The following is a 24,906-nucleotide window of genomic DNA, read 5'->3' on the forward strand; positions in this document are numbered from 1 at the left end:
ATCGCCCTCTTTTCCCAATCCAGCTGGAGTTTTCCCACCATGGCCGAGCAACAACCCGACAACGCCAACGGCGCCGCCGCTCCCGCGCAGCCCGCCGGCGCCCAGTTCAGCGTCGAGAAGATCTACGTCAAGGACGTCTCGTTCGAGTCGCCGAAGGCGCCGCAGGTGTTCAACGAGCAGGCGCAGCCGCAGCTCAACATGAACCTCAACCAGCGCGTGCAGAAGGTCGGCGAGACCGGCTACGAGGTGGTGCTCGGAATCACCCTGACCTGCACCCTGGGCGAGGGCGAGGGCAATACCGTGTACGTGGCCGAGGTGCAGCAGGCCGGCGTGTTCGGCCTGTCCGGCTTCGAGTCGAACGTGCTCGACGCGATGCTCGGCACCCATTGCCCGAACGTGCTCTATCCCTATGCCCGCCAGCTGCTCGGCGAGCTGATCCAGGCCGGCGGCTTTCCGCCATTCCTGCTGCAGCCGATCAACTTCGAGGCGCTCTACGCCGAGGGCCTGCGCCAGCGCAACGCCAAGCAGCAGCCGGGCGCGGGCAACGGTGACACCGAGACCGTCGGCAACGCCTGACCGATGGCGACACCGCCGTCCGTCGCGGTGCTGGGGGCCGGTTCCTGGGGGACCGCGCTCGCCGCGCTGATCGCCCGGCATCACGCCGCGACGGTGTTGTGGGGCCGCGACGCCGGCATCATCGAGGCGATCGCGCAACAGCACGAGAATCCGCGCTATCTCCCCGGCATCACCTTGCCGGAGTCGCTGCACGCGACCACCGATCTCGGTGCCGCCCTGCGTGGCGCCGACCTGGTGCTGGTGGTGGTGCCTTCGCACGCGTTCGCCGAGACCCTGCAGGCGCTGGCGCCGCTGCGCCCGGCGAATGCCGGCGTGGCCTGGGCGACCAAGGGCTTCGAGCCGGGATCCGGGCGTTTCCTGCACGAGGTCGCCGCCGGGACCCTCGGCCGCGGCGTGCCGCTGGCGGTGGTGACCGGCCCGTCGTTCGCGAAGGAAGTCGCGGTCGGGCTGCCGACCGCACTGACGGTGCACGCCGACGACGAGGGGTTCGCCCAGACGGTCGCCGACGTGCTGCACGGCCCGGCCTTCCGCGCCTACACCGGCGACGACATGTGCGGCGCCGAGCTCGGCGGCGCGATGAAGAACGTGCTGGCAGTCGCCACCGGCGTGGCCGACGGCATGGGCCTGGGCCTGAATGCCCGCGCCGGGCTGATCACCCGTGGCCTCAACGAGATGCTGCGGCTCAACATCGCGATCGGCGGGCGCCCGGAAACGCTGATGGGGCTGGCCGGCCTCGGCGACCTGGTGCTGACCTGCACCGGCGACCTGTCGCGCAACCGCCGCCTCGGGCTGGCGCTGGGGCGCGGCCGCTCGATCGAGGACGCGGTGCGCGAGATCGGCCAGGTGGTCGAGTCGCTGCAGACCGCCGACGAGGTGATGCGCCTGGCCGACCGCCACGACATCGAGCTGCCGATCGCCAGCAACGTGCGCGACGTGCTGCACGGCGACATCACCCCGGCCGAGGGCCTGGCGCGGCTGATGGCGCGCGAACGCAAGGCGGAGTATCCGGCGCGGATGTTTGAGAGCGGTGATTCGTGATTTGAGAGCGGTGATTGGTGATTGGTGATTCGTAAAGCAGGAGCGCGGCTTCTACCTGCTCTTGCCAATCACGAATCTAATCACCAATCACGGCTCCCAAAAAAAGACCCCGGTCGTTGCCGACCGGGGCCTATCGCGACGTTCCGGGGAGAGAGAGTCGATCGCGATGGTGCGGGGTTGTGCCGGTGCGCTTACCAGGTGAAGCGCGGGCCGACGAACCACTGGGTGTCGCCGCCGGCGAACTTGACGTCGCCGCTGACGCCCCAGTTGGGGGTGAACTTCACCTGTGCGCCGAGACGGCCGTAGAAGTCGTCGCCGTAGTCGCTGCCGTAATCCTCGTAGCCGGCCATCGCGTAGCCCTCGAGGTTCGTAGTCAGCGCACCGCGCACGCCGACCTCGGCGCTGTAGCCGTCCGGATCCAGGCGCTGGCCGCCGATGCGGCCGAAGTCGTACTTCTCGTAGGCGATGCGGGTGACCAGGTCGGCCCGCGGCGAGATCTCATGGTTGTAGCCGATGCCAACGCGCCACTGGTCGAAGTCGATGTTGGAGTCGTCGATCTCCTGGTTGTGGTAGCCGCCGAACGCGTGGAAGTTGGGGTGGAAGGCGACCGAGGCGTTGGCGCCGAAGCCGTCGGCATCGGCATCTTGGTTGGTGGCGCTGTAGCCGCCTTCGACGTAGTTGTAGGAGACGCCTTCGGCGGCGTGGGCGGCGGCGAACGGCAGCGCCGCGGCCAGGGTCAGGGCAAGCAAGGAACGTTTCATGGGAAGCCTCTCTGTTGGAAGCGTTTGTTATTCGAAGAAGGCCGGCCCGGGTGGCGAGGGAGGGGGAGGGAAGTGCAGTTCAGTGGCTGAAAGCACGACCACCACCCGGGCCGGTGCGTGCATTGTGCGTGGGCAAGCGCAACATGGCCTGAATAGTGAACCGGGAAGTTCAGGAACTTTTCGGGCCCATTCAGGTACGCGTAGGCATTGCCCCTGGGGCGGGAACGTCTGGTTCGTACCGCCAAGCCGCGAATCACGGATGCGGTGAGTCCGCTCATCCCCAGGATCTGCGAGATCAGAGGACCGAAGCTGCGCGAGCGTTCGGTGCGTTTGCTGCTTCGCCATTCCTTGATGGATGCCAACCGTGGCGAGCCGATGATGGCTGGATCCCAGTTAGCGAAAATCACGTTCTCCCGCCGTGGACGACATCCCGATAGGGGCACGGACACGAACCACGGCGTGGTGAAGCGAACATCGCGGTTGCCGGCGTGCGACTGTCGAGCCAGTCGCGCTCGCTTGGATGATGCGACCTCACGCGCGAGCGCGGCGAACCTGGCGTGCTTCGACGATGCTCCGGTCGGCCGACGGGCCGAAGGCCGTCGGTGAAATACGGCAGCATCCGTCACCCGTCTGCACGTACTCGATCAGGGCGTGCTTACTTCGGTCGAATGCCCAAGCCGTGGGCAGTGCTCTTTTTTCGCTGAACCTTCAAGTGCTTAAGTGTGATCAATATCGCTGTCCCACCGACATTCAATCACTAGATTGATCATAGCCACCGCGATCACGCCGATCGCTGCCAGGCGCAGAGGCAGAAGAACGATTCCATGCACGGCGTCTTTGCCGCGCATGACATTCGCCAAACGGACCATGGTGGTCAGATCCATTGGCGCGGCATGGAAGGAGAGCGAACCGATGGATGTTCTGTTTGTCGCCGCTGCGGCGAGTTATGCGCTCGGTTTTCTCCTCCTTCTAGGATTCGCGCTTGCCTATTTGGGGCGGACCGAGTTCATGCCTTATCACAGCGTCGCAGTCGGGGTCGCGTGGACGGACATCGATGCGCGCATGCGTCTGTTGATTTTGGCGTTGCTCCGGGTGATCGGTTCGGCCTGGCTCGTATTGGCCGTGACCGGGCTGTTCGCGGTGTATGTCGTGTTCAAGCATGCGACCGGATTCTGGCCGCTGATTGGCCTTCAAATCTTTGCGCTGTCGGTTTCGCTCCCGCCCTTGCTCGTGGCTTTTCATGTCAAGCGCAAGTCGTCCGCACCAACGCCGACAGGGAGCGCAGCGGCAGCGATACTCCTGTGCCTGCTGGGTTTCGTTCTGGCGATCACTTCTGAGGAGTTTGCGTTGTAGCGTCGACGGGCGCCTGTGCGCGTCCGCCCGTATCCACATAATCCGGATTTTGGAGGCTCAATGAACAAGGAAGCGCTTTTCTGGAAGATCATCAGTGGAGAATTTCCACTGCCGAGTGCCGCGACAATGATGGGCTGGAAATTCATCCGGTATGTCGAGGAGACGCAGGAGATCCACGTCGAGTTCGATGCGAAAGCCGCGTTTACCAATCCACTGGGCAAGATCCAGGGCGGCATGCTCTCGGCCATGCTCGACGACAGCATGGGTCCGGCGCTCTACCTGGAGCTGCCGCCGAACCGGCTTGCGGTGACGATCGAATCCAAAACGAGCTTCGTCAGCCCCGCCGTCCCCGGCAAGATCATGGGGATCGGAAAACTCGAACACTTGAAGGGCCTGATCGGCTTCACGTCCGGACGGCTTCTGGACGAGCACGGTGAGGTCCTGGCGACGGCGACGGCGACCCATCGCATCATCGACCTGGCGAAAGGGGGCGGCGATATGCTGCAGTCGGCAAGGGCAGCGGCCGCGCTGGCTTGAGACGACGGCGACGGCGACCGGTCGGGGGACGCCTGAAGCCGGCGGAAGAAGGCGGCGCTGCATGGCGGTGAATGGATTCGCGGCCACGCCACAGCCGGCGCGCAGGATCGGCGCTTCGCCGCAGCGCCGAGCGAGACGCTTAAAGACTTCTTAATGCCGACGGCGCAAGGTCATCGCTCCCCCGACCCGCGACGGAGATCGTGCATGTCCGCGCCCGCCCTGTTGTATCCGAATCCTTCCGCCGCTCCCGTCGCCGGCCGTGCCCGCCGGTCCGGCGCCGCGTCGGCGCCCATCGCCGGTCCGGCGGTGATTCGTGCCGTCCGTGCCGAAGATGGCGAGTCACTGCTGCGCCTGTGCCGGGAACACGCCGGGCGGACATCGTCCGAGCGCGCGCCGTTCGGGCCGGGACGGGGCGACGCCAGCGACCTGGTCGAGGCGCTGTTCGATCCGCCGGTCCGGGTCTGGGCCTGGATCGCCGAGGCCGACGGCGAGGCCATCGGCTATGCCGGCGCGGTGGCCGGCTGTTCGCTGCTGGAGCGCGGAAACTACTTTCAGCTCGAATCGCTGTACGCGCGGGCGCATCCGCAGGCGCAAGAGATCGAACGCCGGCTGTTCCTGCAGGCGCTGCGCATGGCGCGCACGCTCGGTTGCCTGAATCTGCAGTGGCGCCTGCCCGCGTCGCAGGCCGCGCGTATCGAGGCCCAGCTGCCGGCGGTGGCGGTGCGCACGGACTCGGTGCATTACGTGCTGCCGCTCGCCGCCCAGGACGGCGCGGCGCATGACGCTTGAGCGGCGCGGGCGTGGCAAGGCCCGCCGTCCGCGCATCATCGCGCTACGGGTCTTCCTGCTCGGCCTGGTGCTGGTGATGGCCTATTTCTCGATCGCCGCGTGGAGCGGCACGCACTATCCGGGTTCGCCGCAGTTCCGCGACGGCGGCTTCCGCAATCCGGTCGCGCCCAAGACGCTGGGCTGGCGCGAGCTGCCCAAGGCCTGGTGGAGCTTCATGTTCGACCGGCCCGCCGGCACCACGCCGCCGCAGCCACCGCCGGTCGAAACGATGGATCCGGTGCGCCTGCAGGACGTCGACGACGGCACCGTGTTCCGGCTCGGCCATTCGACCGTGTTGATCAAGCTGGCCGGCGGCTGGTGGCTGACCGATCCGGTGTTCTCCGAGCGCGCCTCGCCGCTGCAGTGGGCAGGGCCGCGCCGGTTCCATCCGCCGCCGATCACGATCGCGCAGCTGCCGCGGATCCGTGCGGTGATCCTCTCGCACGACCACTACGACCACCTCGACAAGCAGGCGGTGCGGGCGTTGGCGGAGAAAACCGACTGGTTCCTGGCGCCGCTGGGCGTGGGCGACCTGCTGATCCGCTGGGGTGTGGATCCGGCGCGCGTACGCCAGCTGGACTGGTGGGAGGCGACCACCATCGGCAGCGTGCGCCTGGTGGCGACGCCGGCGCAGCATTTCTCCGGGCGGCGGCCGTTCGCCGGCAATCCCACGCTGTGGGCGTCGTGGGTGATCCAGAGTCCGGAACTGCGCCTGTTCTTCAGCGGCGACAGCGGCTATTTCGACGGCTTCCGCGAGATCGGCGAGCGCTACGGCCCGTTCGACCTGACCTTGCTCGAATGCGGCGCCTACGATCCGTCCTGGGAAGGCGTGCACATGTTGCCCGAGCAGACCCTGCAGGCGCACCTGGACCTGCGCGGCCGCCGGCTGCTGCCGGTGCACAACGGCACCTTCGACCTGGCGATGCACCGCTGGAACGATCCGATGGAGCGCATCGCGCAACTCGCCGCGGCGCGCGGGATCTTCGTGACGCTGCCGCGCATCGGCCAGGCCGTCCCGGTGCGGCAGCCGCCGGCGCTCGAACCCTGGTGGCGCATGCCGCGCGAGCAGGCGCCGGATGCGATCGGCACCGGCGCCACCGCGGAATCGGCACGCTAGCAAAGCCAGCGCTCCAGGCCGAATCGTGATTCACCCCGCGGCGATCCCTGTAGGAGGGGCTTCAGCCCCGACGCGTCGAAGATTGCGGCAGGCCACCGGCAGCGTGTGGCGTCCGGGAAGCCGTGTGCGTGGTCTTTTTCGTTCTCGGGGTCGGGGCTGAAGCCCCTCCTACAAGGGATTGGTGCCGTGGGGCGCGGTGGGAGATGCGTGTCGCTCGCGCTAGCGTTGACCGGCGTCGTGGCGCGCCGGAAACACCAGGCGTACGCCGAAGCCGCGGCCGTCGAGACCGCTTTGCGCCTGCACGCTGGCGCCGTGCGCCCGGGCGATGCGCGCCACCAGCGACAGTCCGATGCCGCTGCCGCGCTCGCCGTTGCCGTTGCTGCCGCGGAAGAAGCGCTCGAAGATCCGCTCGCGTTCGTCGGCGACGACGCCGGCGCCGTCGTCGCGCACGGTCAGCACGCTTTCCTCCGGCGACTGCCGGCAGGCGATCTCGACCCGTCCGCCCTCGTGGCCGTAGCGCAGGCCGTTGTCGAGCAGGTTGCGGACCAGGATGCCGAGGTCGTCGAGGTTGCCGGCGACGATGCAGGGTTCGGTATCGAGCACGATCCTCTGCCGCTTGCGTGCGGACACGAGCTCGAACTCCTGCGCGACCATCTCGATCACCTGCGCCAGGTCGACCGACTGGCGACGATCCTCGCCGCGGCCGCTTTCGACCCGCGCCGAATCGAGCAGTTGCTGCGCCAGGCGCGAGGTGCGCTCGATGCCGCGGATCAACCGGTTGAGCGCCTCGCGGGTATCGTCCGGATTGCTCGAGTGCAGTGCCACCTGGGCCTGGGTGAGCAAGGCGGCCAGCGGTGTGCGCAGTTCGTGCGCGGCCTCGCTCAGGAACTGGCGCTCGTTCTGCAGGGCATGGTCGAGGCGCTGCAGCAGCGTGTTGAACGAATCCACAAGTGGCCGCACTTCCGCCGGCAATCCGGTCCCCGGCAGCGGTGTCAGGTCCAACGTCTCGCGCGCCGCCATCGCCTGCCGCACCCGCAGCACCGGCTGCAGCGACCAGCGCACCACCGCCCACACCGCCAGCGCCAGTCCGCCCAGCACCAGCAACGCGGTGGTCAGGCTGGCGTGCGCCCAGCGTTTGATTTCGTAGTGTTGCAGGGAGGCGTCGTGGCCGACCTGCACCTGCACCCGGCCGTCGGCGTCGCTGACCGCGAAGACGCGCCACGGCGCGCCTTCGACCAGCACTTCGGCATAACCGTCGGAGAAGTCCGCGCGCATCGGCCCGGCCGGCGCATGCGTCGAGGCGACGATGCCTTCGCGGCGCGCCAGCACCCAGATCTGGAAATGCAGATTGTCGAACTTGCTCGACAGCGCGGTGGTATCGCGCGGCAGTTGCAGGCGCGGGCCGGCGCCGGTGGCCTCGATGTCGCCGGGCAGCGACAGCAGGATCTGCTCGGCGATGCTGCGCAGCGAGCGGTCCCACAGGCCGCTCTGCTGCCGCGTCATCTGCTGGTACTGGCAGCCGAACCAGATCGCCCAGGCGGCTAGGACGACCAGCGTCAGCACCACCAGCAACCGCGCCCGCAGCGAACGCATCATTGCCGATCCCCGAGTCGGTAGCCGTAGCCGTGCACGGTGACCACGATGTCCTCGCCGAGCTTGCGGCGCAGTTGGTGGATGTAGACCGCCACGGTGTTGCTGCCGATCACGCCGTCGCTGCCGTAGATGCGCTCCTCCAGGCGTTCGCGGTCGAGCACGCGCCCCTGGCATTCCATCAACGCCAGCAAGGTGCGGTACTCGTGTGCGCCCAGGGCCACCGGCGCGCCGCCGCGGGTGACGCTGCGCTCGGCCGGATCCAGCACCACGTCGCGCCAGCGCAGCTGCGGCGCCACCCGGCCGCGGCTGCGGCGCACCACCGCGCGCAGCCGCGCCAGCAGTTCGTCGCGCTGGAACGGCTTGACGATGTAATCGTCGGCGCCGTTGTCGAGGCCGCGGATGCGGTCGCTGAGCTGGTCGCGGGCGGTGATGATCAGCACCGGCGTGGTGTCGTAGCGGGCGCGCATCGCCGCCAGCACGTCGAGCCCCGAGCCGCGCGGCAGACCCAGATCGAGCAGCACCGCGGCGTAGGCATGGTCGACCAGCGCCAGCCGCGCCGCAGCGACGTCCTCGCTGCGGTCGGCGCGCCAGCCGTCCTGCGCCAGCGCCGCCGCGAGCGCGTCGCCGAGCATGCGATCGTCTTCGACCAGGAGCACGGAGTCCATGAAAGCGCCGGAATGCGGATGCGGCCGGGCAGGCTCGCGGAAAGCGATTAAAACAGGTTTAAACGGCGCCTGGCGGCCCGGTCGGCGCGAATGCGCGCTTTTGCGCCGCGCTTTAAAGAAAACTTAAACACGGCGGGCCATGCTGCGCTTCCATCCAAGGATCGAGGCGCCATCCATGACATCGCTCTTCACGCAGGTCCGGCGCTCGCGGCAGCTACGCCGCTGCCTGCTCGCGCTCGGGCTGGCGCTGTGCGCGCAACAGGCGGTGGCGCAGAACTACGCCGGCATCGGTGTGGCGATGGTGCCCGAGTACGAAGGCGCCGACGACGATCGCTACCTGCCGTTGCCGCTGATCCGCTACGAGACCGAACACTTCTTCTTCTCGCCGCGCGCCGGGCTGCCGGCGCTGGGCGTGAAGTGGTCGACGGAGGCGGATCTGGTCGCCGGACTGTTCCTGGGCGTCGGATTGGGCCGCGATGCCGACGATGCCGAGATCCTGCGCGGCCTGGAGGACCTCGACACCCACGCCGTTTATGGCGCCTTCCTGGCCTGGGAGCCGGGACGGTTCTCGGCGAGCGCGGCGTACCGGCGCGCGGCCAAGAGCGGCTATGGCGCCACCATCGATCTGCGCGCCGGATACCGTGTGCTGCAGCGCGAACGCGACGTGGTCACGCTCGGCGCCAACGTCGAGTGGGCCGACGACGATCGCATGCAAACCTGGTTCGGCATCACCCCGGAACAGGCGGCGCGCAGCGAAGCGGGGCTGCCTGCGTACGCCGCTTCCTCGGGCATCAAGTCGGTTGGCGCCTCGGCCGTCTGGCTGCACCGTTTCGCCGGCAGCCGCTGGAGCCTGGTCACCGCCACCGGCGTCAATCGCCTGCAGGGCGACGCCCGCGACAGCCCGGTGGTGGAACGGGCCACCGCGCCGTTCGCCAGCGTGGGGATGGTTCGCGCGTTCTGACCGGTGTCGACGCGCTCAGCCTGCCTGCCGATGCACCACGAACACGGTGATGTCGTCGAAGGACGCGTGTCCGGCATCGGTTTGCACCTCGGCCTGGATGCGCCGCAGGGTCTCGTCCGCCGACCCGGCGGGGCGTGCCAGGAGGGCCATCAGGCGTTGCTCCGAGTAGCGGGTTCCGCCCGCATCGACGGCATCGGTGACGCCATCGGTGAACGCGACCAGCGTCTCGCCCGGGGCGATCGTTTCCCGCACCGCCTTGAACGCCATGTCGGGGAGCATGCCGACGGCGGGGCCGGTCGGAGCTAGCCGCCTGTGTACGCCGTCGCGGCCGCTGATGGTCGGCGCCTCGTGCCCGCCATTGACATAGAACAGGGCGCCGGTGCCCGGATCGAGGGTGGCGAAGAACAGGGTCGCGAACATGTGGTCGCGGTCGTGCGTGCGCGCGATGTAGTCGTTCACGCTGCCGACCAGCTGCCGCGCTTGCGCCGCGCAGTCGCCATCGTGGGTGAACATACGCTCGGCCAGCGCGCGGACCAGGCTGCGGAACAGCGCCATGAACAGCGCGGCGCCGACGCCCTTGCCGCAGACATCCGCCACGACGAGTCCGATGCGCTGTCCGCCGTGCAATGCGAACGCGTCGTAGAAATCGCCGCTGACGTGGCGCGCGGGCTGGAACCAGGCCGCCAGCTCCCAGCCGGCGGCGACCGGCAGTTCGCCGGGCAGGAAGCCGGCCTGGATTTCGCGCGCGATGTCCATCTCGCGCTCCAGGCTGCGCGCGTACAACTGCTCGCGGTCGTGCAGCCGCTTTCTGGCCAGGCTGGCGTTGACCCGCGCGCGCAGGATGTGCAGGTTGAACGGTTTCGGCAGGTAGTCGTCCGCGCCGAGTTCGATGCCCTTGATGATGCTGTCGGTGCCGTCGAGCGCCGAGATCAGGATCACCGGTACGTGGCGCAGGTCGGGATCCGCGCGCATGCGCTCCAGCAACTCGTAGCCGTTCATCTCCGGCATCATGATGTCGAGCAGTACCAGGTCGAACGCGTCCTCGAGCAGCAGGGCCAGCGCCTCGCGCCCGTCGACCGCGAGCGCGGTCGAATGGCCCTCGCGCTGCAGGCGGCGCACCAGCAGGTCGCGGTTCGCCTCGTTGTCGTCGACGACCAGGATGCGTGCGACGGCGTCGTGCGCGCCCGTCATGTCGCCGCCGTCGGGGCCGCGGCGAGACCGAGCTGGCGCAGGTAGGGCAATGCCGTCAGCGTGGCGCGCTCCCCCTGCTCGATGATGTATGGGATGAGGTGAGTGTCGCCGACGTGGATCGGTCGGTCGAAGGTCGGCATAATCGGAATGATCTCGGCGTGGTGCACGGCGCTGTAGAACGCGTAGGTCGAGCGCAGCAGGTTATTGATGGCGATGGACATCGACTGGGTCGCGACACCGACCAGCGAATCCAGCCGCTCGGCCGGCGGATTCTCGAAGCCCATGGCCAGGATGATGTCGGCGCCTTCGCGGATCGCCAGGCTGATCGGCAGCGGATCGGATGCGCCGCCATCGATCAGCAGCCGCCCGCCGACGGGCCAGGGCCGCAGCAGCAGCGGCATGGCGATGCTGGCGCGAACGGCATCGGCGATCGAGCCGGAGTTCAGGCCCACCTTCTCGCCGGTATGCAGGTCGGTCGCGGCGATGTACAACGGGATGCGGGTGTCGGCGAAGGTCGCGTCGCCATAGAGCTCGCGCACGGTGGCGCCGACGGCGCGGTCGTTGACCAGGCCGATGCGCTCGCTGAAGCCGAGACGACGCGGCAGCAGGCTGCGCAGCACCGAGCGGTAGTGGATGCGCTTGAACAAGCCGTGCCACATGCGGTGGCTGCGCTCCTCCGCCTCCAGCGCGTCCATGCCGAGCGCCATCGAAGCGACATAGAGGCTGCCACCGCTGCAGCCGACGACGAGGTCGGCCTGAATACCCTCGCTTTGCAGCACCTTCCACATGCCGACTGCGGCGACGCACTTGACGCCACCCGATCCGACCACCACCGCGAGCCGCCCACGACGCCGCGGCCCGCCCTCCGGCGCGGCTCCTGCCTCAGGCATGGGCGGCCTCGAGCGCCTGGCGCAGGTAGCCGAGCTGCGCGTCGGTCGCGCGCTCGCCCTCCTCGATCACGTACGGGATCTCGTGGGTGTCGAACAGCCGCACCGGGCGGTCGAAGTCCGGCAGCACCGGGATGATCTCGGCATGATGGGCGAGGTTGTGGAAGGCATAGTTGGCGCGCAGCAGGTTGTTGGTATAGATGCTGTTGACCTGGAACGCGTAACGCGTGGCGGAACGGATCCTGCTCGGATACGGGCTTTCGAACCCCATCGCCAGGATCACGTCCGCGCCTTCTCGGATCGCGACGTCGATCGGCAGCGGGTCGGACGCGCAGCCGTCGAGCAGCCAGCGATCGCCGACTTTCCATGGTTTCCAGATGTAGGGGATCGCAATGCTGGCGCGCACCGCGTCGCGCACGCTGCCCTCCGACAACGCGACCATCTGCCCGTTCGCCAGGTCGGTGGCGACGATGTGCAGCGGGATGCTGGTCTCGTCGAAGCGACGCGCGCCGAACAGATGGTCCAGCGCCGTCATCAGCGGCTTGTCGCTGACCATGCCGAACGAGCCGTCGAAGCCGAACACCCGGGGCAACACCGCGCCGAGCAGCGAGCGCAGGTCGCGGCGCGTGGTCAGGCCGGGAGTCCAGAGCTCGCGCGTCAGACGTTCGCAGGTGTCGATGTCGTGGCCCAGCGCCATCACCGCGGCATAGAGGCTGCCGCCGCTGCACCCAACCACCATGTCGATGCCGATGCCCTCGCGTTGCAACACCTTCCACATGCCGAGCGCGGCGGCGCATTTCACGCTACCCGAGCCGATGACCAGGGCCACCCGCTTGCGCGGCGGCGACGACGTGGTGACTGCATCCATCTCGCATCCTCCCCGGCGCGTCAGGCGGCGTAGCTGCCCATGGCGCTGGCAACGTCGTCGTAGCACTTCATGATGGTCGTGAAGCCGCTCAGTTCGAGCACTTTCAGCACCGGCGGGGAAATGTTCGCCAGGCGCAGGTCGCCACCGCGCTGGCGGGCCTGCTTCACCGTGGCAAGCAGCGCACGCAGCCCGGCGCTGCTGGTGTAGTCGACCCGCTCGAGGTCGGCGACCAGGTGCGTGTGGCCCGCTTCGACGTAGCCCTGCAGCGTGCCGAGCAGGACGTCGGCGGTGAGCCCGTCCACGCTGCCGGCGATGACGACGACCGCGGCATGCTCGCCGGGTTGGATCTCGATCTTCATCGGTTCCTCTCCTTTCATATGTCCTGAATGTCCGGCGGATGCGCCGGAAACTTCTTGACCAGGGTGAACACGTTGCCGCCCGCCGCCCTGGGTTCTCGCCTGACCTCGTCCATCACCTCGCGGACGAGGTGCCAGCCCATGCCACCCAGCCTGCGCTCCACCCAGTCCGCGTCCAGATCCGGCCTGGCGACACCGGCCGGATCGAAGGCGGGCGCGGCGTCGACGAGGATCACGGTGATCCGCCCGGGCGCGGCATCAACGCGCACCGTCACCGGCCCGGGTCGATCGCCGTAGCCGTGCCGGAAGATGTTGGAAAACACCTCCTCGGTGGCGAGGCGCACGGCGGATGTCGCCTCCTGGTCGGCACCCGCCCCCGCGCAGGCGCGTTCCAGGAATGTCGCCAGCGCGCCAAGATCCTGCATCCGCATGGCACGGAACTCGGTACCGGCGCCAGATGCGGGAGGCGTCATGGCGACGCTTGATCCTTCACGAGTGCGTCGATCTTCCTGCCCAGGCGCTCCAGGTCCACCGGCTTGGTGTCGAAATCGTCGCAGCCCGCGGCCAGGGCGCGCTCGCGGTCCTCGGCCATCGCATGCGCAGTCAATGCGATGACGGGGATGGACGAGGTGCGCGCATCGCCCTTGATGCGGCGCGCGGCCTCCCAGCCATCCATCACCGGCAGGCCCATGTCCATCAACACCAGGTCCGGTTGTTCGCTGAGCGTCGCGGCCACTGCCATCTGGCCATCCGTCGCCATGACGACCGTGTGGCCGCGCCGGGCCAGGCGCCGCGAGAGCATGTCGCGATTCATCTCGTTGTCTTCGACGAGCAGGATCTTCATGTCGGCTCCGATTCCACCCCTCCTGCCCGACCGGCGTGCGGTGCGATGGCCAGTGCTCGCCGCACTTCCTGTTCCAGCTGGCTGCCACTATAGCTGCCCTTGGCGATGACCTTGCGGGCGCGGCCGGAAAGCTCCTGCTGTTCGTCCTGCGTCAACTCCTTGGCGGTCAGCACGATGACGGGAACCGCGGCGGCGCCCTCCTTCGCACGCAAGGCGTCCAGGAAGGCGAAGCCGCCCATGTGCGGCATCATCAGGTCGAGCAGCACCAGCGCGGGCGTCGCGTCTTTGATGCGGGCCAGTCCCTCGATGCCGTTCGCGGCCTCGACTACGCGCCAACCCTGCCGTTCCATCTGCCGCCGCAGCATGCTGCGCGTGGTCGCATCGTCGTCGATCACCAGGATCGGCTGCGCAGCCGCCGGCGCATGCATGTGCTTCTCGACCGCGAGCACCAGGCTTTCTTGCTCCACGGGCTTGACCAGGTAGTCCGCCGCGCCGACCGCGAAACCGAGGGTTCGCTGCTCGGTCACCGAGATCATGATCACCGGGATCTGCGCCAGTTGCGGATCCGCCTTCAGTTGCGCGAGCACGCTCCAGCCGTCTTCACCCGGCATCAGCACGTCGAGGAGGATCAGGCTGGGCTGCAGCGTGCGGGCGAGGCGGATGCCGTCGGTGCCGTTGGTCGCCGATGCGACGCGCAGGCCATGGCGCACGAGCATGCGGCCCACCAGTTCGCGGCCGGCATCGTCGTCGTCGATGACGAGCACGGTGCGCGCCGCCGCGTCCGTCTCCGGCGCGTCGGCGATCGTGGTGGCTTGCGAGGCATCGCCGGCATCGGCCGGGATGCGGATGATGAACGTGGTACCGGCGCCGGGCGCGCTGCGCAAGCTGATCCCGCCGCCGAGCATCTCGGCGAAATGGCGCGACAACGCCAGGCCAAGGCCGGTTCCGCCGTACTTGCGCGTGGTCGACGTGTCGGCCTGGGAGAACGGCTGGAACAGGCGCGACTGCTGCTCGGGCGTCATGCCGATGCCGGTGTCTTCGACCTCGAACACCATCCACTCCGAGGCACCCTCACGCTCACGGCGCGCCCGCAGGCGGATCTCGCCCTTTTCGGTGAACTTCGCCGCATTGCCGAGCAGGTTGAACAGCATCTGACGCAGCTTGGTGACGTCGGTACGCATGCCGCCCAGGTCGCCCGCCTCGATGGCGATCCGGTTGCCGCGCTTCTGCGCCAGTGGCCGCACGGTATCCATGACATCATCGAGTACCGGCCCGACCTCGACATCCTCCAGGTGCAGTTCCATCTTGCCGGCCTCGATCTTTGAGAGGTCGAGCACTTCGTTGATCAGGCCGAGCAGGTGTTTGCCGGCGCCATGGATCTTCTGCAGATCGGGGACGGCCGCCGCGTTGCCGGCGTCCTCGGCCTCCTCCACCAGCAGTTCGCTATAGCCGATGATTGCGTTCAGCGGCGTGCGCAGCTCGTGGCTCATGTTGGCCAGGAACAGGCTCTTGGACCGGTTGGCCGCGTCGGCCTCCTCCTTGGCCTGCGCCAGTTGCGCACTCTTCTCCTCGATCTTGAGGTTCTGCTCCTGGAGCAACTTGCGATTGCGCACGAAGCGCTTGCTCTGCAGGTAGGAGTGCAGGGCGAACACGGAGCTGGTGAGGAAGATGCCGACGATGCTCGCCGCGGTCGGCAGCGCCGGCGCGTCGAAATCGAACGCGAAACCGGTGAGCCAGCCGCAGCCGATGACACCGACCGCGATGCCGATCCAGCCCCTGGCCGCCAGACGGGTGCCACCCACCCCGAGGTTGCCCAGGTTGACCGCCGTCAGGAACATGATGCTCGGCCACAGGCTGAAGTGCATGCCGGCGGCCCAGGCTCCGACCATCACCGAGTCGATGAGCATGTTGCGGTGCTCGGCGCGCTTGGAGTCGCGGCTGTAGCGCGCAAGCAGGTATGCCACCTGTGGCCAAACCAACCCCCACAGCAGGAGCAGTGCGATCACGTTGTTGCTCGATCGGCCGGCCGCGTGGAACACCGAGTAGAAAATGGCGATCAGTAGCGGGAAGCACGACATCCGGACGATGTAGTCGAGCCGGACGATCGGATGCAGCTTGGGCTTGGTCATGGCATACCCGCCGTAGTGCGTGGATGACGTGGACGTACGTGGCACGCTGCCGAAACCCCTTGCGGCCCGCTGCCGGCGCCGCCGCTGGATCATACCGCGACGCGTGGTGTCCCGGGATTGCAATGGGCCAGGTCGCGTGCCGCGCCCCATCTGGTGGGTATCGGTGTATCCGCCGCTGCGCGCTGCCTTGTACGCCTCGTGATGGCGCATGCGTCCACGGAACGGCACGCTTCCGGCCTGGGGCCGGACCGCGTCGCGGCCACCACCGTCCGGTGGCGTGCGCGAAAGGCGGCTACGGCAGCAGGCTGGGCCGTTCTGAGGATCCGGCCCCGGCGAAGGTCATTTTTTCGCCGGCGTGCCGTTGTCGCCGTGCAGCGTCAACAGCGCCTGCAGCAGCTGTTCGTCGGCGCTCGAGCAGATGCCCAGCAACAGCGCCTCGTCGCAGTCCGCGCCGGCGAGGTAGGCGTGGCCCATGTTGGAGTCGATGTACACGCCCTCGCCGGCTTCCAGCACGATCGGGTCGTAGAACTCGGTGTGCACCTCGACCCGGCCCTCGATGACGTGGACGTACTCCTCGCCGGAGTGGTGCACCAGCTCGCCGAACTCGTGCAGGCTCTTGGCGCGCACCCGGGTCAGGACCGGAATCATGCGCTTGCGGCGCAGTTCCGGGCATAGATAGAAGTAGTCGTAGTTGTCCGTGGTGACCCGGATCGCATCGTCGACTCGGGCGATGCTGCGCCGCGCGGTGACCGGCGGTTCGTTGCCGGTGTCGGGCTCGGCGAACAGTTCCGACATGCGGATGTTCAGGCGCTGGCTGATCTGCAGCAGCTTGTCGTAGGTCAGGCTCAGGCGGTCGTGTTCGACCTTGGACAGCGTCGACAACGGAATGCCGCAGCGCTGGCTCATTTCCTTCAGGGTCCAGCCGTTGCGGGTGCGCAGCGCACGCAGCAGGTGGCCGATCGTGGGGTGTTGCGAGGGCATTCGCCTGGAACTCCTGTAGAAGCGGATGCGGCCAATGCCGCCCGTATCGGGGCATATTCGCGCGATTGCGGCGTCGACCGCCAGACCGGGGCAGGTTGACAATTCTCTGATTAGGATCATTATCGCATTAACAGGCCTGATCGGGCTGTGTTGGCGTCAACAGGCCGCACTCGCAGTGCGCCTGCCGGGGAACCAGTCAGGAGGCTTGCGATGCGCGTATCCACGATTCTTTCCTTTGTCGCGGGGATGCTGCTCGCCCTGCCGCTTGCGGCTGTCCCGGCCGCGCCGCCGGCGTCGATCGTTCCGCCCGAGCTGGTGCCGGAGACCGGCGAGCCGGATGCGGAGGACGCCGCGACCGTCGCCGACGCCACCGTCCAGGCCGGGCCGGCCAACCTCACCCGCCCGGATCTCGAGGCCTGGCTGGACGGCTACATGCCCTACGCCCTGCAGACCGGCGACATCGCCGGCGCCGTGGTGGTGGTGGTCAAGGATGGCCAGGTGCTGTTGCAGAAGGGCTACGGCTATGCCGACCTGGAGACGCGCACGCCGGTCGATCCGGAGCTGCACCTGTTCCGTCCGGGCTCGATCTCCAAGCTGTTCACCTGGACCGCGGTGATGCAGTTGGTCGAACAGGACAAGCTGGACCTGGACGCCGACCTCAACCAGTACATCGACTTCGAGATCCCGGCGCAGGGCGGCAAGCCGGCCACGCTGCGCCAGGTCATGACCCACACGGTGGGGTTCGAAGAGCAGATCCGCGGCCTGATCACCAGCAAGGCCGACCAGGTCGTGCCGCTCGAGCAGGCGCTCAAGCGCTGGGTGCCCGAGCGCATCCACACGCCCGGCACCACGCCGGCCTATTCGAACTACGCCACCGCGCTGGCCGGCTACATCATCGAGCGCGTGTCGGGTGAATCGTTCTACGACTATATCGACAGACACATCCTGGCGCCGCTGGACATGGAGGATTCCAGCTTCCGCCAGCCGCTGCCGGCCGCGTTGCTGGCGAACATGTCCAAGGGCTACGAAAGTGCCTCGGACGGCAAGCCACGCGACTACGAATTCATCAGTCTGGCGCCGGCCGGCAGTCTCGCCGCCACGGGCGCGGACATGGCCAAGTTCATGATCGCGCACCTGCAAGGTGGCGCGTACGGCGACGCGCGCATCCTCGACGAGGACACCGCGAAGACGATGCACACCACCGGGCAGACCTCGGTAGGTGCACTGAACAAGATGATGCTCGGCTTCTACGAGACCTCGCTCAACGGCCACCGCGCGATCTCGCACGGCGGCGACACGCTGTGGTTCCATAGCGACCTGCAGCTGTTCATCGACGACGGCATCGGCATCTACGTCTCGATGAACAGTTCCGGCCGCAATGGCGCGCCCCTGCAGATCCGCGACAACTTGGCCGAAGGCTTCGCCGACCGCTATCTGCCGGGCCCGGAGGCGCCGGTGAGCACGGTGTCCGAAGCAGATGCGAAGCTGCACGCGGAGCAGATCGCCGGCGCCTACACCAGCAGCCGCCGTCCCGACAGCAACTTCATGTCGCTGCTGAACCTGCTCGGCCCGGTCAAGGTGTTCCCGAACGAGGACGGCACCATCAGTGTGTCGATCGCGCTCGATGCCTCAGGCGCACCGAAGAAGTGGCGCGAGATCTCGCCGTACCTGTGGCAGGACGTCGCCAGCGGCGACCGCCTGGCCGCTGACGTGGTCGACGGCAAGGTGACCCGCTTCAGCATGGAGCCGTACGCCGCGATCATGGTGTTCCAGCGTCTGCCCTGGTGGAAATCGCCGGGCCTGCTGCTGACGCTGCTGGCGGCGAGCCTGCTGGCGCTGGCCGCGACCGTGCTGGCGTGGCCGGTGTCCGCGCTGGTCCGCCGGTACTACGGCGTGCCGTACAGGCTGTCCGGCGAGGATGCGCGCATGCACCGGATCATCCGCATCGCCGCGCTCGCAGTGCTGGTGGTCATGGCCGGCGCGCTCGGCCTGATCGTGGGGATGATGAGCGACCTCGAAAGGCTGAGCGCGGACACCGATGTGGTGTTCAACCTCATGCGCCTGCTCGCGCTGGTGGTGCTGCCGCTCGGCGCACTGGCCGCGCTGTGGAACTGCTGGAAGGTCCTGCGCAGCCGGCGCCGCCTGCTCGCCAAGCTGTGGAGCATCGTGCTGGCGCTGTCGTGCCTGTTCCTGCTGTGGATCGGCATCTCGCATCACCTGCTCGGTTACGGCGCCTACTACTGATCCCTGCTGCCGATCGATGCGGGACCGGCAGCCTCCTCGCCGGCCCGCATCCCCAACCTGCGGGGACGCGCATGAGCCTGCAACTCGAACTGCACAACGAACCGCTGCCGCTGTCGGCGCCGTTCCGCATTGCCGGCTATGTCTTCGACGCCATGCCGGCGACCGTGGTGACCCTGCGCGACGGCAACCACGTCGGCCGCGGCGAAGCCGCCGGCGTGTACTACAACGATGACCGCCCCGAAGGCATGCTCGCCACGCTGGAATCGATGCGATCGCGCATCGAAGCGGGCATCGATCGTGCCACCGCCAATGCCCTGCTACCGCCGGGCGGCGCGCGCAACGCGCTCGACTGCGCGCTCTGGGAACTCGATGCCAGGCGCAGCGGCGTGCCGGTGTGGAAGCTGGCCGGGCTGGACGGCGTGCGGCCGCTGCTGACCACCTTCACCGTCGGCGCGGACGATCCGCAGCTGATGGCCGAACGCGCCGCTGCCCATGCCGGCGCCCGCGCGCTGAAGCTCAAGCTCACCGGCGAAGCGGAGCTCGATGGCGCGCGCGTGCGCGCGGTGCGCAGGCGCTGCCCGGATGCGTGGATCGGCGTCGACGCCAACCAGGGCTACGACGCCGGCAGTTTGCCGGAGTTGCTGCCGGTGCTGGTCGCGGAAAGCATCTCCCTGCTCGAACAGCCGTGCAGGCGCGGTCACGAGGCCGACCTCGACGGCCTCGAGCGCGTGCTGCCCTTCGCCGCCGACGAGAGCATCCTCGACCTCGCCGAGCTCGAGGCGCGGCACCATCGTTTCGACGTCATCAACATCAAGCTGGACAAGTGCGGCGGCCTGAGCGAAGGCCTGCACATGGCGCGGCGCGCGCGCGAACTGGGCAAACGGGTCATGGTCGGCAACATGGCCGGTTCCAGCCTGGCGATGGCACCGGCGTTCGTGCTGGGCCAGTTCTGCGACGTGGTCGACCTGGACGGACCGGTGTTCCTGAAGCAAGACCGCAAGCCGGGCGTGGTCTATCGCGACGGCTACCTCGACTGCCCGGCCGACGTCTGGGGGAGTCCATGAGCACGGCGCCCGCGCAACGGGACTGGTTCGGCCAGCCGCGCGGATTGACGATCCTGTTCCTGACCCAGATGTGGGAGATCTTCTCCTACTACGGGATGCGCGCGCTGCTGGTCTACTACATGACCAAGCAGCTGCTGATGGGCCAGCAGCAGGCCTCGCTGGTCTACGGGCTGTACGCGGCGACGGTGTACTTCACCCCGATCCTCGGCGGCGTTGTCTCCGACCGCTGGCTGGGCCGCCGCCGCGCGGTGATCATCGGCGGCGCGATCATGGCCATCGGCCACTTCCTGATGGCCTCCGAGAGCCTGTTCTATCTGGCGCTGGCGTCGATCGCGCTGGGCAACGGCCTGTTCCTGCCCAGCCTGCCGAGCCAGGTCGACGGCCTCTACCAGCGCCGCGATCCGCGCCGCGGTTCCGCGTACAACATCTACTACGTCGGCATCAATGTCGGTGGACTGCTGGCGCCGCTGGTCTGCGGCACATTGGGCGAGCTGTACGGCTGGCACTACGGCTTCGGCGCCGCCGGCATCGGCATGCTGCTGGGCCTGGCCGTCTACGTGGGCGGCGGCCGCTACCTGCCGGCCGAGGCGAGCAGGCGCGAGGTGGTCGCCGCCACCGACGAGGCGAACGACACCGGCCTCGCCCTGCGCCTGCGCGTGCTGCTCGCGATCGCCCTGTGCGTGATGCTGTTCCGCGGCGCCTACGAGCAGATCGGCAACACCATCGCGCTGTGGGCGGATACCGGCATCGATCGCAGCCTCGGCGCGCTGACCATCCCGATGACCTGGTTCCAGGCGCTCAATCCGATGCTGGTGATCCTGCTGACGCCGGTGCTGGTGGCGCACTGGTCGCGCCAGGCCGGGCGCGGCCGCGAGCCCGGATCGGCGCGGAAGATGGCGCTGGGCGCCGGCGGGGTGGCGCTGGCCTACCTGCTGCTGGCCGCGGTCAGCGCCGGCACGGCGGCGGGCCAGGCGAGCTGGGTGTGGCTGGCGCTGTTCTTCCTGGTCCTGACCATGGGCGAGTTGTTCATCCTGCCGGTCGGCCTGGGGCTGTTCGCGCGGCTGGCGCCGTCGAAGCATCGGGCGACCACGGTGGCGGCGTGGTTCTTCGCCGCGTTCGGCGGAAACCTGCTGGCCGGCCTGCTGGGGATGGCCTGGAGCCGGCTCGGTCCGGCCGCGTTCTTCGCCCTGATGGCGGCGGTGGCCGCCGGCGCCGGCGTGCTGCTGGGCCTGCTGGACCGGTCGGCGCGGCGGATGGAGGCGGAAGCACGGCCCGGCGAAGCGGCCATGGATACGGCCACGGTGCGGATTTGACAATTCTCCAATTAGGATCAGTATGCCTAATAAGAGAAATCGAGGCGCTGCATGACAATTGCTGACCTCTCCAGGCGTCGCCTGCTGCAGGCGCTGGCGGCCGGCACGCTGGCGTCGGCCCTGCCACCGGCGATGGCCGGCGCCACGTCCGCGGCCGGTGCGGCGGTCGACGGGGGCGTCGACGGGCTGGTCGAGCGCGCCATGGTCATCGACATGCTGGCGCCGCTGAAGATCGACTTCCGGCCCGAGGCCTACGCCGGTCACCTGACCGAGGCGCAAGCCGCCGACTTCCGTGCCAGCGGCATCACCGTGATGCACCACGCGATCGGCTTCCAAGGACACGAGGCCCACGAGCAGGTGCTGGCCTACCTGGCCGCGTGGAACGGTTTCATCGCCCGCAACAGCGAGGTGTTCTGCCTGGCAGGCAATGTCGCCGACCTCGACCGGGCCAAGGCGCAGGGCCGGGTCGCGGTGATCATGGGCGTGCAGAACGCCGACCACTTCCGCACCGCCGAGGACGTGAAGGTCTTCCATCAACTCGGCCAACGTTGCGCACAGCTGACCTACAACAGCCAGAACTACCTCGGCACCGGCGGCACCGAGCGCGTCGACAGCGGCCTGAGCGACTACGGCGTGCAGATCGTCGCGGCGATGAACGCCGCCGGCATGCTGGTCGACGTCTCGCACTGCGGCGACCGCACCACGCTCGACGCGATCGAGGCGTCGTCGACGCCGATCGCGATCACCCATTCCAACTGCCGCGCGCTCAACGACCATCCGCGCCTGAAGACCGACGAGGCGATCCGCAAGCTCGCCGCCAAGGGCGGGGTGATGGGGATCACCGGCGTGCGCAACTTCGTCCGCGCCCGCGAGCCGACCACGGTCGAGCACGTCGTCGACCACATCGACCACGTCGCGCAGCTGGTCGGCGTGGAGCACGTCGGCATCGGTTCCGACGCCGACCTGCACGGCTACGACGACATGCCGGCCGACCAGCTGAAGATGCTGCGCGGCCTCTACAAGTCCAGCTACGCCTTCCGCGACAGGCTGGACACCGACGGCTTCGATGCGCCGGACAAGTTCCGCAACCTCGTCGCGGCGCTGGCCAGGCGCGGCTATTCGGACGGCGACATCGCACTGGTCCTGGGCGGCAACTTCCGGCGCCTGCTGGGCGAGATCTGGGGCTGAAAGCCGCCGCGAGGCGGTCACGACATTCTTCGAGGAGGGGAGTCATGAAGCGAGCAGGGGAGATGGGGATCCACGGCCGGGCGCCGCAACGCAGGCCGCTGTTCGTGGCGACCGCCGCGGCGCTGGCGCTGCTGGCATCGGCGACGGCGATCGCGCAGGAGTCGGCGCCGGCCGGCGTGGAGGACCGGGCGACCGAGCTGGACGCGGTGGTGGTGACCGCGAACAAGCGCGTGGAGAACGTGCGCGAGGTCGGCGCGTCGATCACCCTGATCGGCGAACGGCAGCTGGAGAACATGGCCGCCAACTCGCTGTCCGACTATGCCGACTACGTGCCCGGGCTGCAGGTGCAGGACAACGGCGTGCCTGGTCTGACCGCGGTCTCGATGCGCGGCATCGCCGCGATCTCGTCCGGCGCCACCGTCGCCAGCTACCTCGACGAAGTGCCGCTCGGCTCCAGCGGCCTGTACCAGGCGGCGAACACGCTGAACCTGGACCTGTTGCCGTACGACATCGATCGGGTGGAAGTGACCCGCGGGCCGCAGGGCACGCTGTACGGCGCCGGCGCGATCGGCGGCCTGCTCAAGTACGTGAGCCGGGAGCCCGACCCGACCGCGAGCGAGTTCCGCATCGGTGGCGGCGGCTCGTCCGTGAAGAAGGGCGGCACCGGCTGGAACGGCCGCTTCGGCGCCAACCTGCCGCTGGTCGAGGATCGCATGGCGGTGCGCGTGGGCTATGCCTACAACGACCTGCCGGGCTACACCGACAGCCAGCACGATGGCCGCGAGGACATCAACGGCGGCACCCAGTCCAGTGCACGCATCGCGCTCGGATGGAGCGGGGATGCGTTCAACCTGCGCCTGTCGGCGATGCGCCAGGAACTCGACTTCGACGACCGTGCCAGCGTCGCCCTCGACCCGGACACCGGGCGGCAGATGTTCGGCGAGGTCGTCGACCAGCTGTGGACGCCCCGGCCCTTCAGCAAGGACATCGACCTCTATGCGTTGACCCTGGACTGGGACCTCGGCTGGGCCGACTTCGTGTCCGCGACCGGCTGGTCGGACACGCAGACGGTGGATCAGATCGACACCACCCTCCAGTTCGGCGAGATCACCAACCTGCTGCTCGGCCTGCCCGAGTCGGGCAGCAGCTCCACGCGCTACAGCCTGGACCTGGAGAAGCTCACCCAGGAATTCCGCCTGGCTTCGAAGAGCGGCGGACGGTTCGAGTGGATGCTCGGCGGGTTCTACACGAAGGAGGAGGGCGTGCAGGGCCAGCACGTCTGGCTGGGGCAGCGCGATGGTTCGCCGTTGCCGGCGCCGCTGGATGCGATGTTCGGTACCGCGGCCCTGCTGGCGCTGCCCAGCAGCTACAAGGAGACGGCGCTGTTCGCCAACGGCTCATGGCGCGTCACCGACCGTTTGAAGATCGATGCCGGCGTGCGCCAGGCGCGCAACGACCAGAGCTTCAGCCAGGACGTGACCGAGGGCTTCCTGATCGAGCTGGGCAGTTCGCCGGGTTCGTCCAGCGAGGACGTGTTCACCTGGAGCCTGAGTCCGCAGTTCAAGCTCGGCGAGGACACCATGCTGTATGCGCGCGCCGCCACCGGCTACCAGCCCGGTGGCCCCAACGTCGCCCTGCCCGGCATGCCGCCGAGCGTGGACTCGTCGATGCTGGCCAGCTACGAGCTGGGCCTGAAGTCGCAATTCGCCGACCGCCGCGTGCAGCTCGACCTGGCGGCGTTCCGCATCGACTGGGATGACATCCAGGTGGGCGTGCAGTTCGAAGGCGTCGGCGGCCTGGTCAACGGCGGCGAGGCGAGCAGCGAAGGCCTGGAGCTGTCGGCGCTGTTCCGCGCGACCGACAATCTGCAGTTCGGACTCAACGGGGCGTACACCAAGGCCAGGGTGAAGAACGACTTCGAGTCCACGGTGATCCCGCAGGACGGCTTCGACGTGATCCTCAACACCGGCCTGGCCGGCGACCGCATGCCCTACGTGCCGAAGCTGGCATGGTCGGCCACCGCGGAGTACTACTTCGACCTGGCCGGGAGCTGGAACGGCAGCGTCGGCGGCGCATTCCGCCACGTCGGCGACCGCGTCGCCGGCACCAGCAACCGCCAGCAGGTCGTCCTGCCCGACGGGACCGTGCTGCAGGACGACATCACCCCGCCGCTGGACGTGGGCGGCTACGAGGCGCTCGACCTGTACGCGCGCATCGGCAACGGCAGCTGGTCGATCCGCACCTATGTCAACAACGTAACCGACGAGCGCGGCTGGTCGTCGATGGGTCGGACCGAAAGCGCCCTGACCGGCGAGGTCGTGCAACTGCGCGCGGTGCCGATCCAGCCGCGTACCTGGGGCGTGGAGTTCGACTACCGGTTCTGAAATCGGGACGGGCGCCGCCGCCGCCGGA

Annotated in this window: 24 protein-coding genes; 12 read left to right on the forward strand and 12 right to left on the reverse strand. The window is 68.3% G+C overall.

The genetic code is table 11. The annotated features are described in order from the left end of the window. The first annotated feature begins 39 nt into the window (after positions 1-39). Complete coding sequence (gene secB / locus FXO19_RS11085) at positions 40-576, forward strand: protein-export chaperone SecB (RefSeq protein WP_149195159.1); 537 nt, start codon at positions 40-42, stop codon at positions 574-576. A gap of 3 nt (positions 577-579) precedes the next feature. Beyond that, positions 580-1,614: an NAD(P)H-dependent glycerol-3-phosphate dehydrogenase gene (locus FXO19_RS11090; protein WP_149195160.1), complete on the forward strand. Its 1,035-nt coding sequence runs from the start codon at positions 580-582 to the stop codon at positions 1,612-1,614. Positions 1,615-1,805: 191 nt separating this feature from the next. Here FXO19_RS11090 and FXO19_RS11095 read toward each other — a convergent pair whose 3' ends face one another. Both FXO19_RS11095 and FXO19_RS19265 read right to left on the reverse strand, forming a co-directional pair. Next, entirely contained in the window at positions 1,806-2,375 is a 570-nt protein-coding gene (locus FXO19_RS11095) for a porin family protein (protein ID WP_149195161.1), read from the reverse strand. 716 nt (positions 2,376-3,091) lie between these two features. Further along, a complete protein-coding gene (locus FXO19_RS19265) occupies positions 3,092-3,259 on the reverse strand; it encodes a hypothetical protein (RefSeq protein WP_187775742.1) in 168 nt (55 codons plus the stop codon). A gap of 28 nt (positions 3,260-3,287) precedes the next feature. Here FXO19_RS19265 and FXO19_RS11100 point away from each other — a divergent pair, with 28 nt between their 5' ends. The 4 genes from FXO19_RS11100 to FXO19_RS11115 all read left to right on the forward strand — a co-directional run bounded on the left by FXO19_RS11100 (position 3,288) and on the right by FXO19_RS11115 (position 6,210). Further along, entirely contained in the window at positions 3,288-3,728 is a 441-nt protein-coding gene (locus FXO19_RS11100; protein ID WP_149195162.1) for a hypothetical protein, read from the forward strand. A gap of 60 nt (positions 3,729-3,788) precedes the next feature. Further along, on the forward strand, positions 3,789-4,265 hold the full coding sequence (locus tag FXO19_RS11105) for a PaaI family thioesterase (protein WP_149195163.1): 477 nt from the start codon (positions 3,789-3,791) through the stop codon (positions 4,263-4,265). Positions 4,266-4,469: 204 nt separating this feature from the next. Then, a complete protein-coding gene (locus FXO19_RS11110; protein WP_149195164.1) occupies positions 4,470-5,054 on the forward strand; it encodes a GNAT family N-acetyltransferase in 585 nt (194 codons plus the stop codon). Positions 5,055-5,130: 76 nt separating this feature from the next. Further along, positions 5,131-6,210 carry an MBL fold metallo-hydrolase gene (locus FXO19_RS11115; protein ID WP_149195262.1) on the forward strand — a complete coding sequence of 360 codons (1,080 nt, stop codon included), beginning with the start codon at positions 5,131-5,133 and terminating at the stop codon, positions 6,208-6,210. Between the two features lie 219 nt (positions 6,211-6,429). Here the strand turns inward: FXO19_RS11115 and FXO19_RS11120 are convergent, their stop codons facing one another. Then, entirely contained in the window at positions 6,430-7,806 is a 1,377-nt protein-coding gene (locus tag FXO19_RS11120) for a sensor histidine kinase (protein WP_149195165.1), read from the reverse strand. Next, entirely contained in the window at positions 7,803-8,468 is a 666-nt protein-coding gene (locus FXO19_RS11125; protein ID WP_149195166.1) for a response regulator transcription factor, read from the reverse strand. The genes FXO19_RS11120 and FXO19_RS11125 overlap by 4 nt, the downstream gene beginning before the upstream one ends. 175 nt (positions 8,469-8,643) lie before the next feature. Between FXO19_RS11125 and FXO19_RS11130 the strand changes: the two genes are divergently transcribed. Continuing rightward, complete coding sequence (locus tag FXO19_RS11130; RefSeq protein WP_149195167.1) at positions 8,644-9,429, forward strand: MipA/OmpV family protein; 786 nt, start codon at positions 8,644-8,646, stop codon at positions 9,427-9,429. A gap of 15 nt (positions 9,430-9,444) precedes the next feature. Here FXO19_RS11130 and FXO19_RS11135 read toward each other — a convergent pair whose 3' ends face one another. The 8 genes from FXO19_RS11135 to FXO19_RS11170 form a co-directional block, all read right to left on the reverse strand. Further along, positions 9,445-10,620 (reverse strand): PP2C family protein-serine/threonine phosphatase, encoded by a 1,176-nt coding sequence (locus FXO19_RS11135; RefSeq protein ID WP_149195168.1) that lies wholly within the window; start codon positions 10,618-10,620, stop codon positions 9,445-9,447. Then, positions 10,617-11,510, reverse strand: coding sequence for a patatin-like phospholipase family protein (locus FXO19_RS11140; protein WP_149195169.1), 894 nt, complete (start codon positions 11,508-11,510; stop codon positions 10,617-10,619). The genes FXO19_RS11135 and FXO19_RS11140 overlap by 4 nt, the downstream gene beginning before the upstream one ends. Then, positions 11,503-12,375: a patatin-like phospholipase family protein gene (locus FXO19_RS11145; RefSeq protein ID WP_149195170.1), complete on the reverse strand. Its 873-nt coding sequence runs from the start codon at positions 12,373-12,375 to the stop codon at positions 11,503-11,505. Before FXO19_RS11145 ends, FXO19_RS11140 begins: the two co-directional genes overlap by 8 nt. Before the next feature lie 20 nt (positions 12,376-12,395). Then, entirely contained in the window at positions 12,396-12,734 is a 339-nt protein-coding gene (locus FXO19_RS11150; protein ID WP_187775743.1) for an STAS domain-containing protein, read from the reverse strand. Positions 12,735-12,748: 14 nt separating this feature from the next. Beyond that, positions 12,749-13,162, reverse strand: a complete 414-nt coding sequence (locus tag FXO19_RS11155; protein ID WP_187775744.1) for an ATP-binding protein — start codon at positions 13,160-13,162, stop codon at positions 12,749-12,751. Positions 13,163-13,200: 38 nt separating this feature from the next. Next, positions 13,201-13,575 (reverse strand): response regulator, encoded by a 375-nt coding sequence (locus FXO19_RS11160; RefSeq protein ID WP_149195173.1) that lies wholly within the window; start codon positions 13,573-13,575, stop codon positions 13,201-13,203. Then, complete coding sequence (locus FXO19_RS11165; RefSeq protein WP_187775745.1) at positions 13,572-15,704, reverse strand: response regulator; 2,133 nt, start codon at positions 15,702-15,704, stop codon at positions 13,572-13,574. The genes FXO19_RS11160 and FXO19_RS11165 overlap by 4 nt, the downstream gene beginning before the upstream one ends. A 339-nt stretch (positions 15,705-16,043) precedes the next feature. Then, complete coding sequence (locus tag FXO19_RS11170; RefSeq protein WP_149195175.1) at positions 16,044-16,685, reverse strand: helix-turn-helix domain-containing protein; 642 nt, start codon at positions 16,683-16,685, stop codon at positions 16,044-16,046. A gap of 210 nt (positions 16,686-16,895) precedes the next feature. Here FXO19_RS11170 and FXO19_RS11175 point away from each other — a divergent pair, with 210 nt between their 5' ends. The 5 genes from FXO19_RS11175 to FXO19_RS11195 all read left to right on the forward strand — a co-directional run bounded on the left by FXO19_RS11175 (position 16,896) and on the right by FXO19_RS11195 (position 24,878). After that, positions 16,896-18,929, forward strand: a complete 2,034-nt coding sequence (locus FXO19_RS11175) for a serine hydrolase domain-containing protein (RefSeq protein ID WP_149195176.1) — start codon at positions 16,896-16,898, stop codon at positions 18,927-18,929. Between the two features lie 71 nt (positions 18,930-19,000). Continuing rightward, on the forward strand, positions 19,001-19,993 hold the full coding sequence (locus FXO19_RS11180; RefSeq protein WP_149195177.1) for a dipeptide epimerase: 993 nt from the start codon (positions 19,001-19,003) through the stop codon (positions 19,991-19,993). Further along, positions 19,990-21,306: a peptide MFS transporter gene (locus tag FXO19_RS11185; RefSeq protein WP_149195178.1), complete on the forward strand. Its 1,317-nt coding sequence runs from the start codon at positions 19,990-19,992 to the stop codon at positions 21,304-21,306. The genes FXO19_RS11180 and FXO19_RS11185 overlap by 4 nt, the downstream gene beginning before the upstream one ends. A 51-nt stretch (positions 21,307-21,357) precedes the next feature. After that, complete coding sequence (locus tag FXO19_RS11190; protein WP_149195179.1) at positions 21,358-22,494, forward strand: dipeptidase; 1,137 nt, start codon at positions 21,358-21,360, stop codon at positions 22,492-22,494. A 44-nt stretch (positions 22,495-22,538) separates the two neighbouring features. Next, complete coding sequence (locus FXO19_RS11195; protein ID WP_149195180.1) at positions 22,539-24,878, forward strand: TonB-dependent receptor; 2,340 nt, start codon at positions 22,539-22,541, stop codon at positions 24,876-24,878. The last annotated feature ends 28 nt before the right edge of the window (positions 24,879-24,906 follow it).

The sequence above is a fragment of the Luteimonas suaedae genome, assembly GCF_008312895.1.
GTDB lineage: Bacteria > Pseudomonadota > Gammaproteobacteria > Xanthomonadales > Xanthomonadaceae > Luteimonas > Luteimonas suaedae.

Coding starts and splice junctions, on each gene's coding strand:
- secB (WP_149195159.1), top strand. CDS start 40: ATGGCCGAGCAACAACCCGACAACGCCAACGGCGCCGCCGCTCCCGCG.
- FXO19_RS11090 (WP_149195160.1), top strand. CDS start 580: ATGGCGACACCGCCGTCCGTCGCGGTGCTGGGGGCCGGTTCCTGGGGG.
- FXO19_RS11095 (WP_149195161.1), bottom strand. CDS start 2,375: ATGAAACGTTCCTTGCTTGCCCTGACCCTGGCCGCGGCGCTGCCGTTC.
- FXO19_RS19265 (WP_187775742.1), bottom strand. CDS start 3,259: ATGGATCTGACCACCATGGTCCGTTTGGCGAATGTCATGCGCGGCAAA.
- FXO19_RS11100 (WP_149195162.1), top strand. CDS start 3,288: ATGGATGTTCTGTTTGTCGCCGCTGCGGCGAGTTATGCGCTCGGTTTT.
- FXO19_RS11105 (WP_149195163.1), top strand. CDS start 3,789: ATGAACAAGGAAGCGCTTTTCTGGAAGATCATCAGTGGAGAATTTCCA.
- FXO19_RS11110 (WP_149195164.1), top strand. CDS start 4,470: ATGTCCGCGCCCGCCCTGTTGTATCCGAATCCTTCCGCCGCTCCCGTC.
- FXO19_RS11115 (WP_149195262.1), top strand. CDS start 5,131: ATGGCCTATTTCTCGATCGCCGCGTGGAGCGGCACGCACTATCCGGGT.
- FXO19_RS11120 (WP_149195165.1), bottom strand. CDS start 7,806: ATGATGCGTTCGCTGCGGGCGCGGTTGCTGGTGGTGCTGACGCTGGTC.
- FXO19_RS11125 (WP_149195166.1), bottom strand. CDS start 8,468: ATGGACTCCGTGCTCCTGGTCGAAGACGATCGCATGCTCGGCGACGCG.
- FXO19_RS11130 (WP_149195167.1), top strand. CDS start 8,644: ATGACATCGCTCTTCACGCAGGTCCGGCGCTCGCGGCAGCTACGCCGC.
- FXO19_RS11135 (WP_149195168.1), bottom strand. CDS start 10,620: ATGACGGGCGCGCACGACGCCGTCGCACGCATCCTGGTCGTCGACGAC.
- FXO19_RS11140 (WP_149195169.1), bottom strand. CDS start 11,510: ATGCCTGAGGCAGGAGCCGCGCCGGAGGGCGGGCCGCGGCGTCGTGGG.
- FXO19_RS11145 (WP_149195170.1), bottom strand. CDS start 12,375: ATGGATGCAGTCACCACGTCGTCGCCGCCGCGCAAGCGGGTGGCCCTG.
- FXO19_RS11150 (WP_187775743.1), bottom strand. CDS start 12,734: ATGAAGATCGAGATCCAACCCGGCGAGCATGCCGCGGTCGTCGTCATC.
- FXO19_RS11155 (WP_187775744.1), bottom strand. CDS start 13,162: ATGCGGATGCAGGATCTTGGCGCGCTGGCGACATTCCTGGAACGCGCC.
- FXO19_RS11160 (WP_149195173.1), bottom strand. CDS start 13,575: ATGAAGATCCTGCTCGTCGAAGACAACGAGATGAATCGCGACATGCTC.
- FXO19_RS11165 (WP_187775745.1), bottom strand. CDS start 15,704: ATGACCAAGCCCAAGCTGCATCCGATCGTCCGGCTCGACTACATCGTC.
- FXO19_RS11170 (WP_149195175.1), bottom strand. CDS start 16,685: ATGCCCTCGCAACACCCCACGATCGGCCACCTGCTGCGTGCGCTGCGC.
- FXO19_RS11175 (WP_149195176.1), top strand. CDS start 16,896: ATGCGCGTATCCACGATTCTTTCCTTTGTCGCGGGGATGCTGCTCGCC.
- FXO19_RS11180 (WP_149195177.1), top strand. CDS start 19,001: ATGAGCCTGCAACTCGAACTGCACAACGAACCGCTGCCGCTGTCGGCG.
- FXO19_RS11185 (WP_149195178.1), top strand. CDS start 19,990: ATGAGCACGGCGCCCGCGCAACGGGACTGGTTCGGCCAGCCGCGCGGA.
- FXO19_RS11190 (WP_149195179.1), top strand. CDS start 21,358: ATGACAATTGCTGACCTCTCCAGGCGTCGCCTGCTGCAGGCGCTGGCG.
- FXO19_RS11195 (WP_149195180.1), top strand. CDS start 22,539: ATGAAGCGAGCAGGGGAGATGGGGATCCACGGCCGGGCGCCGCAACGC.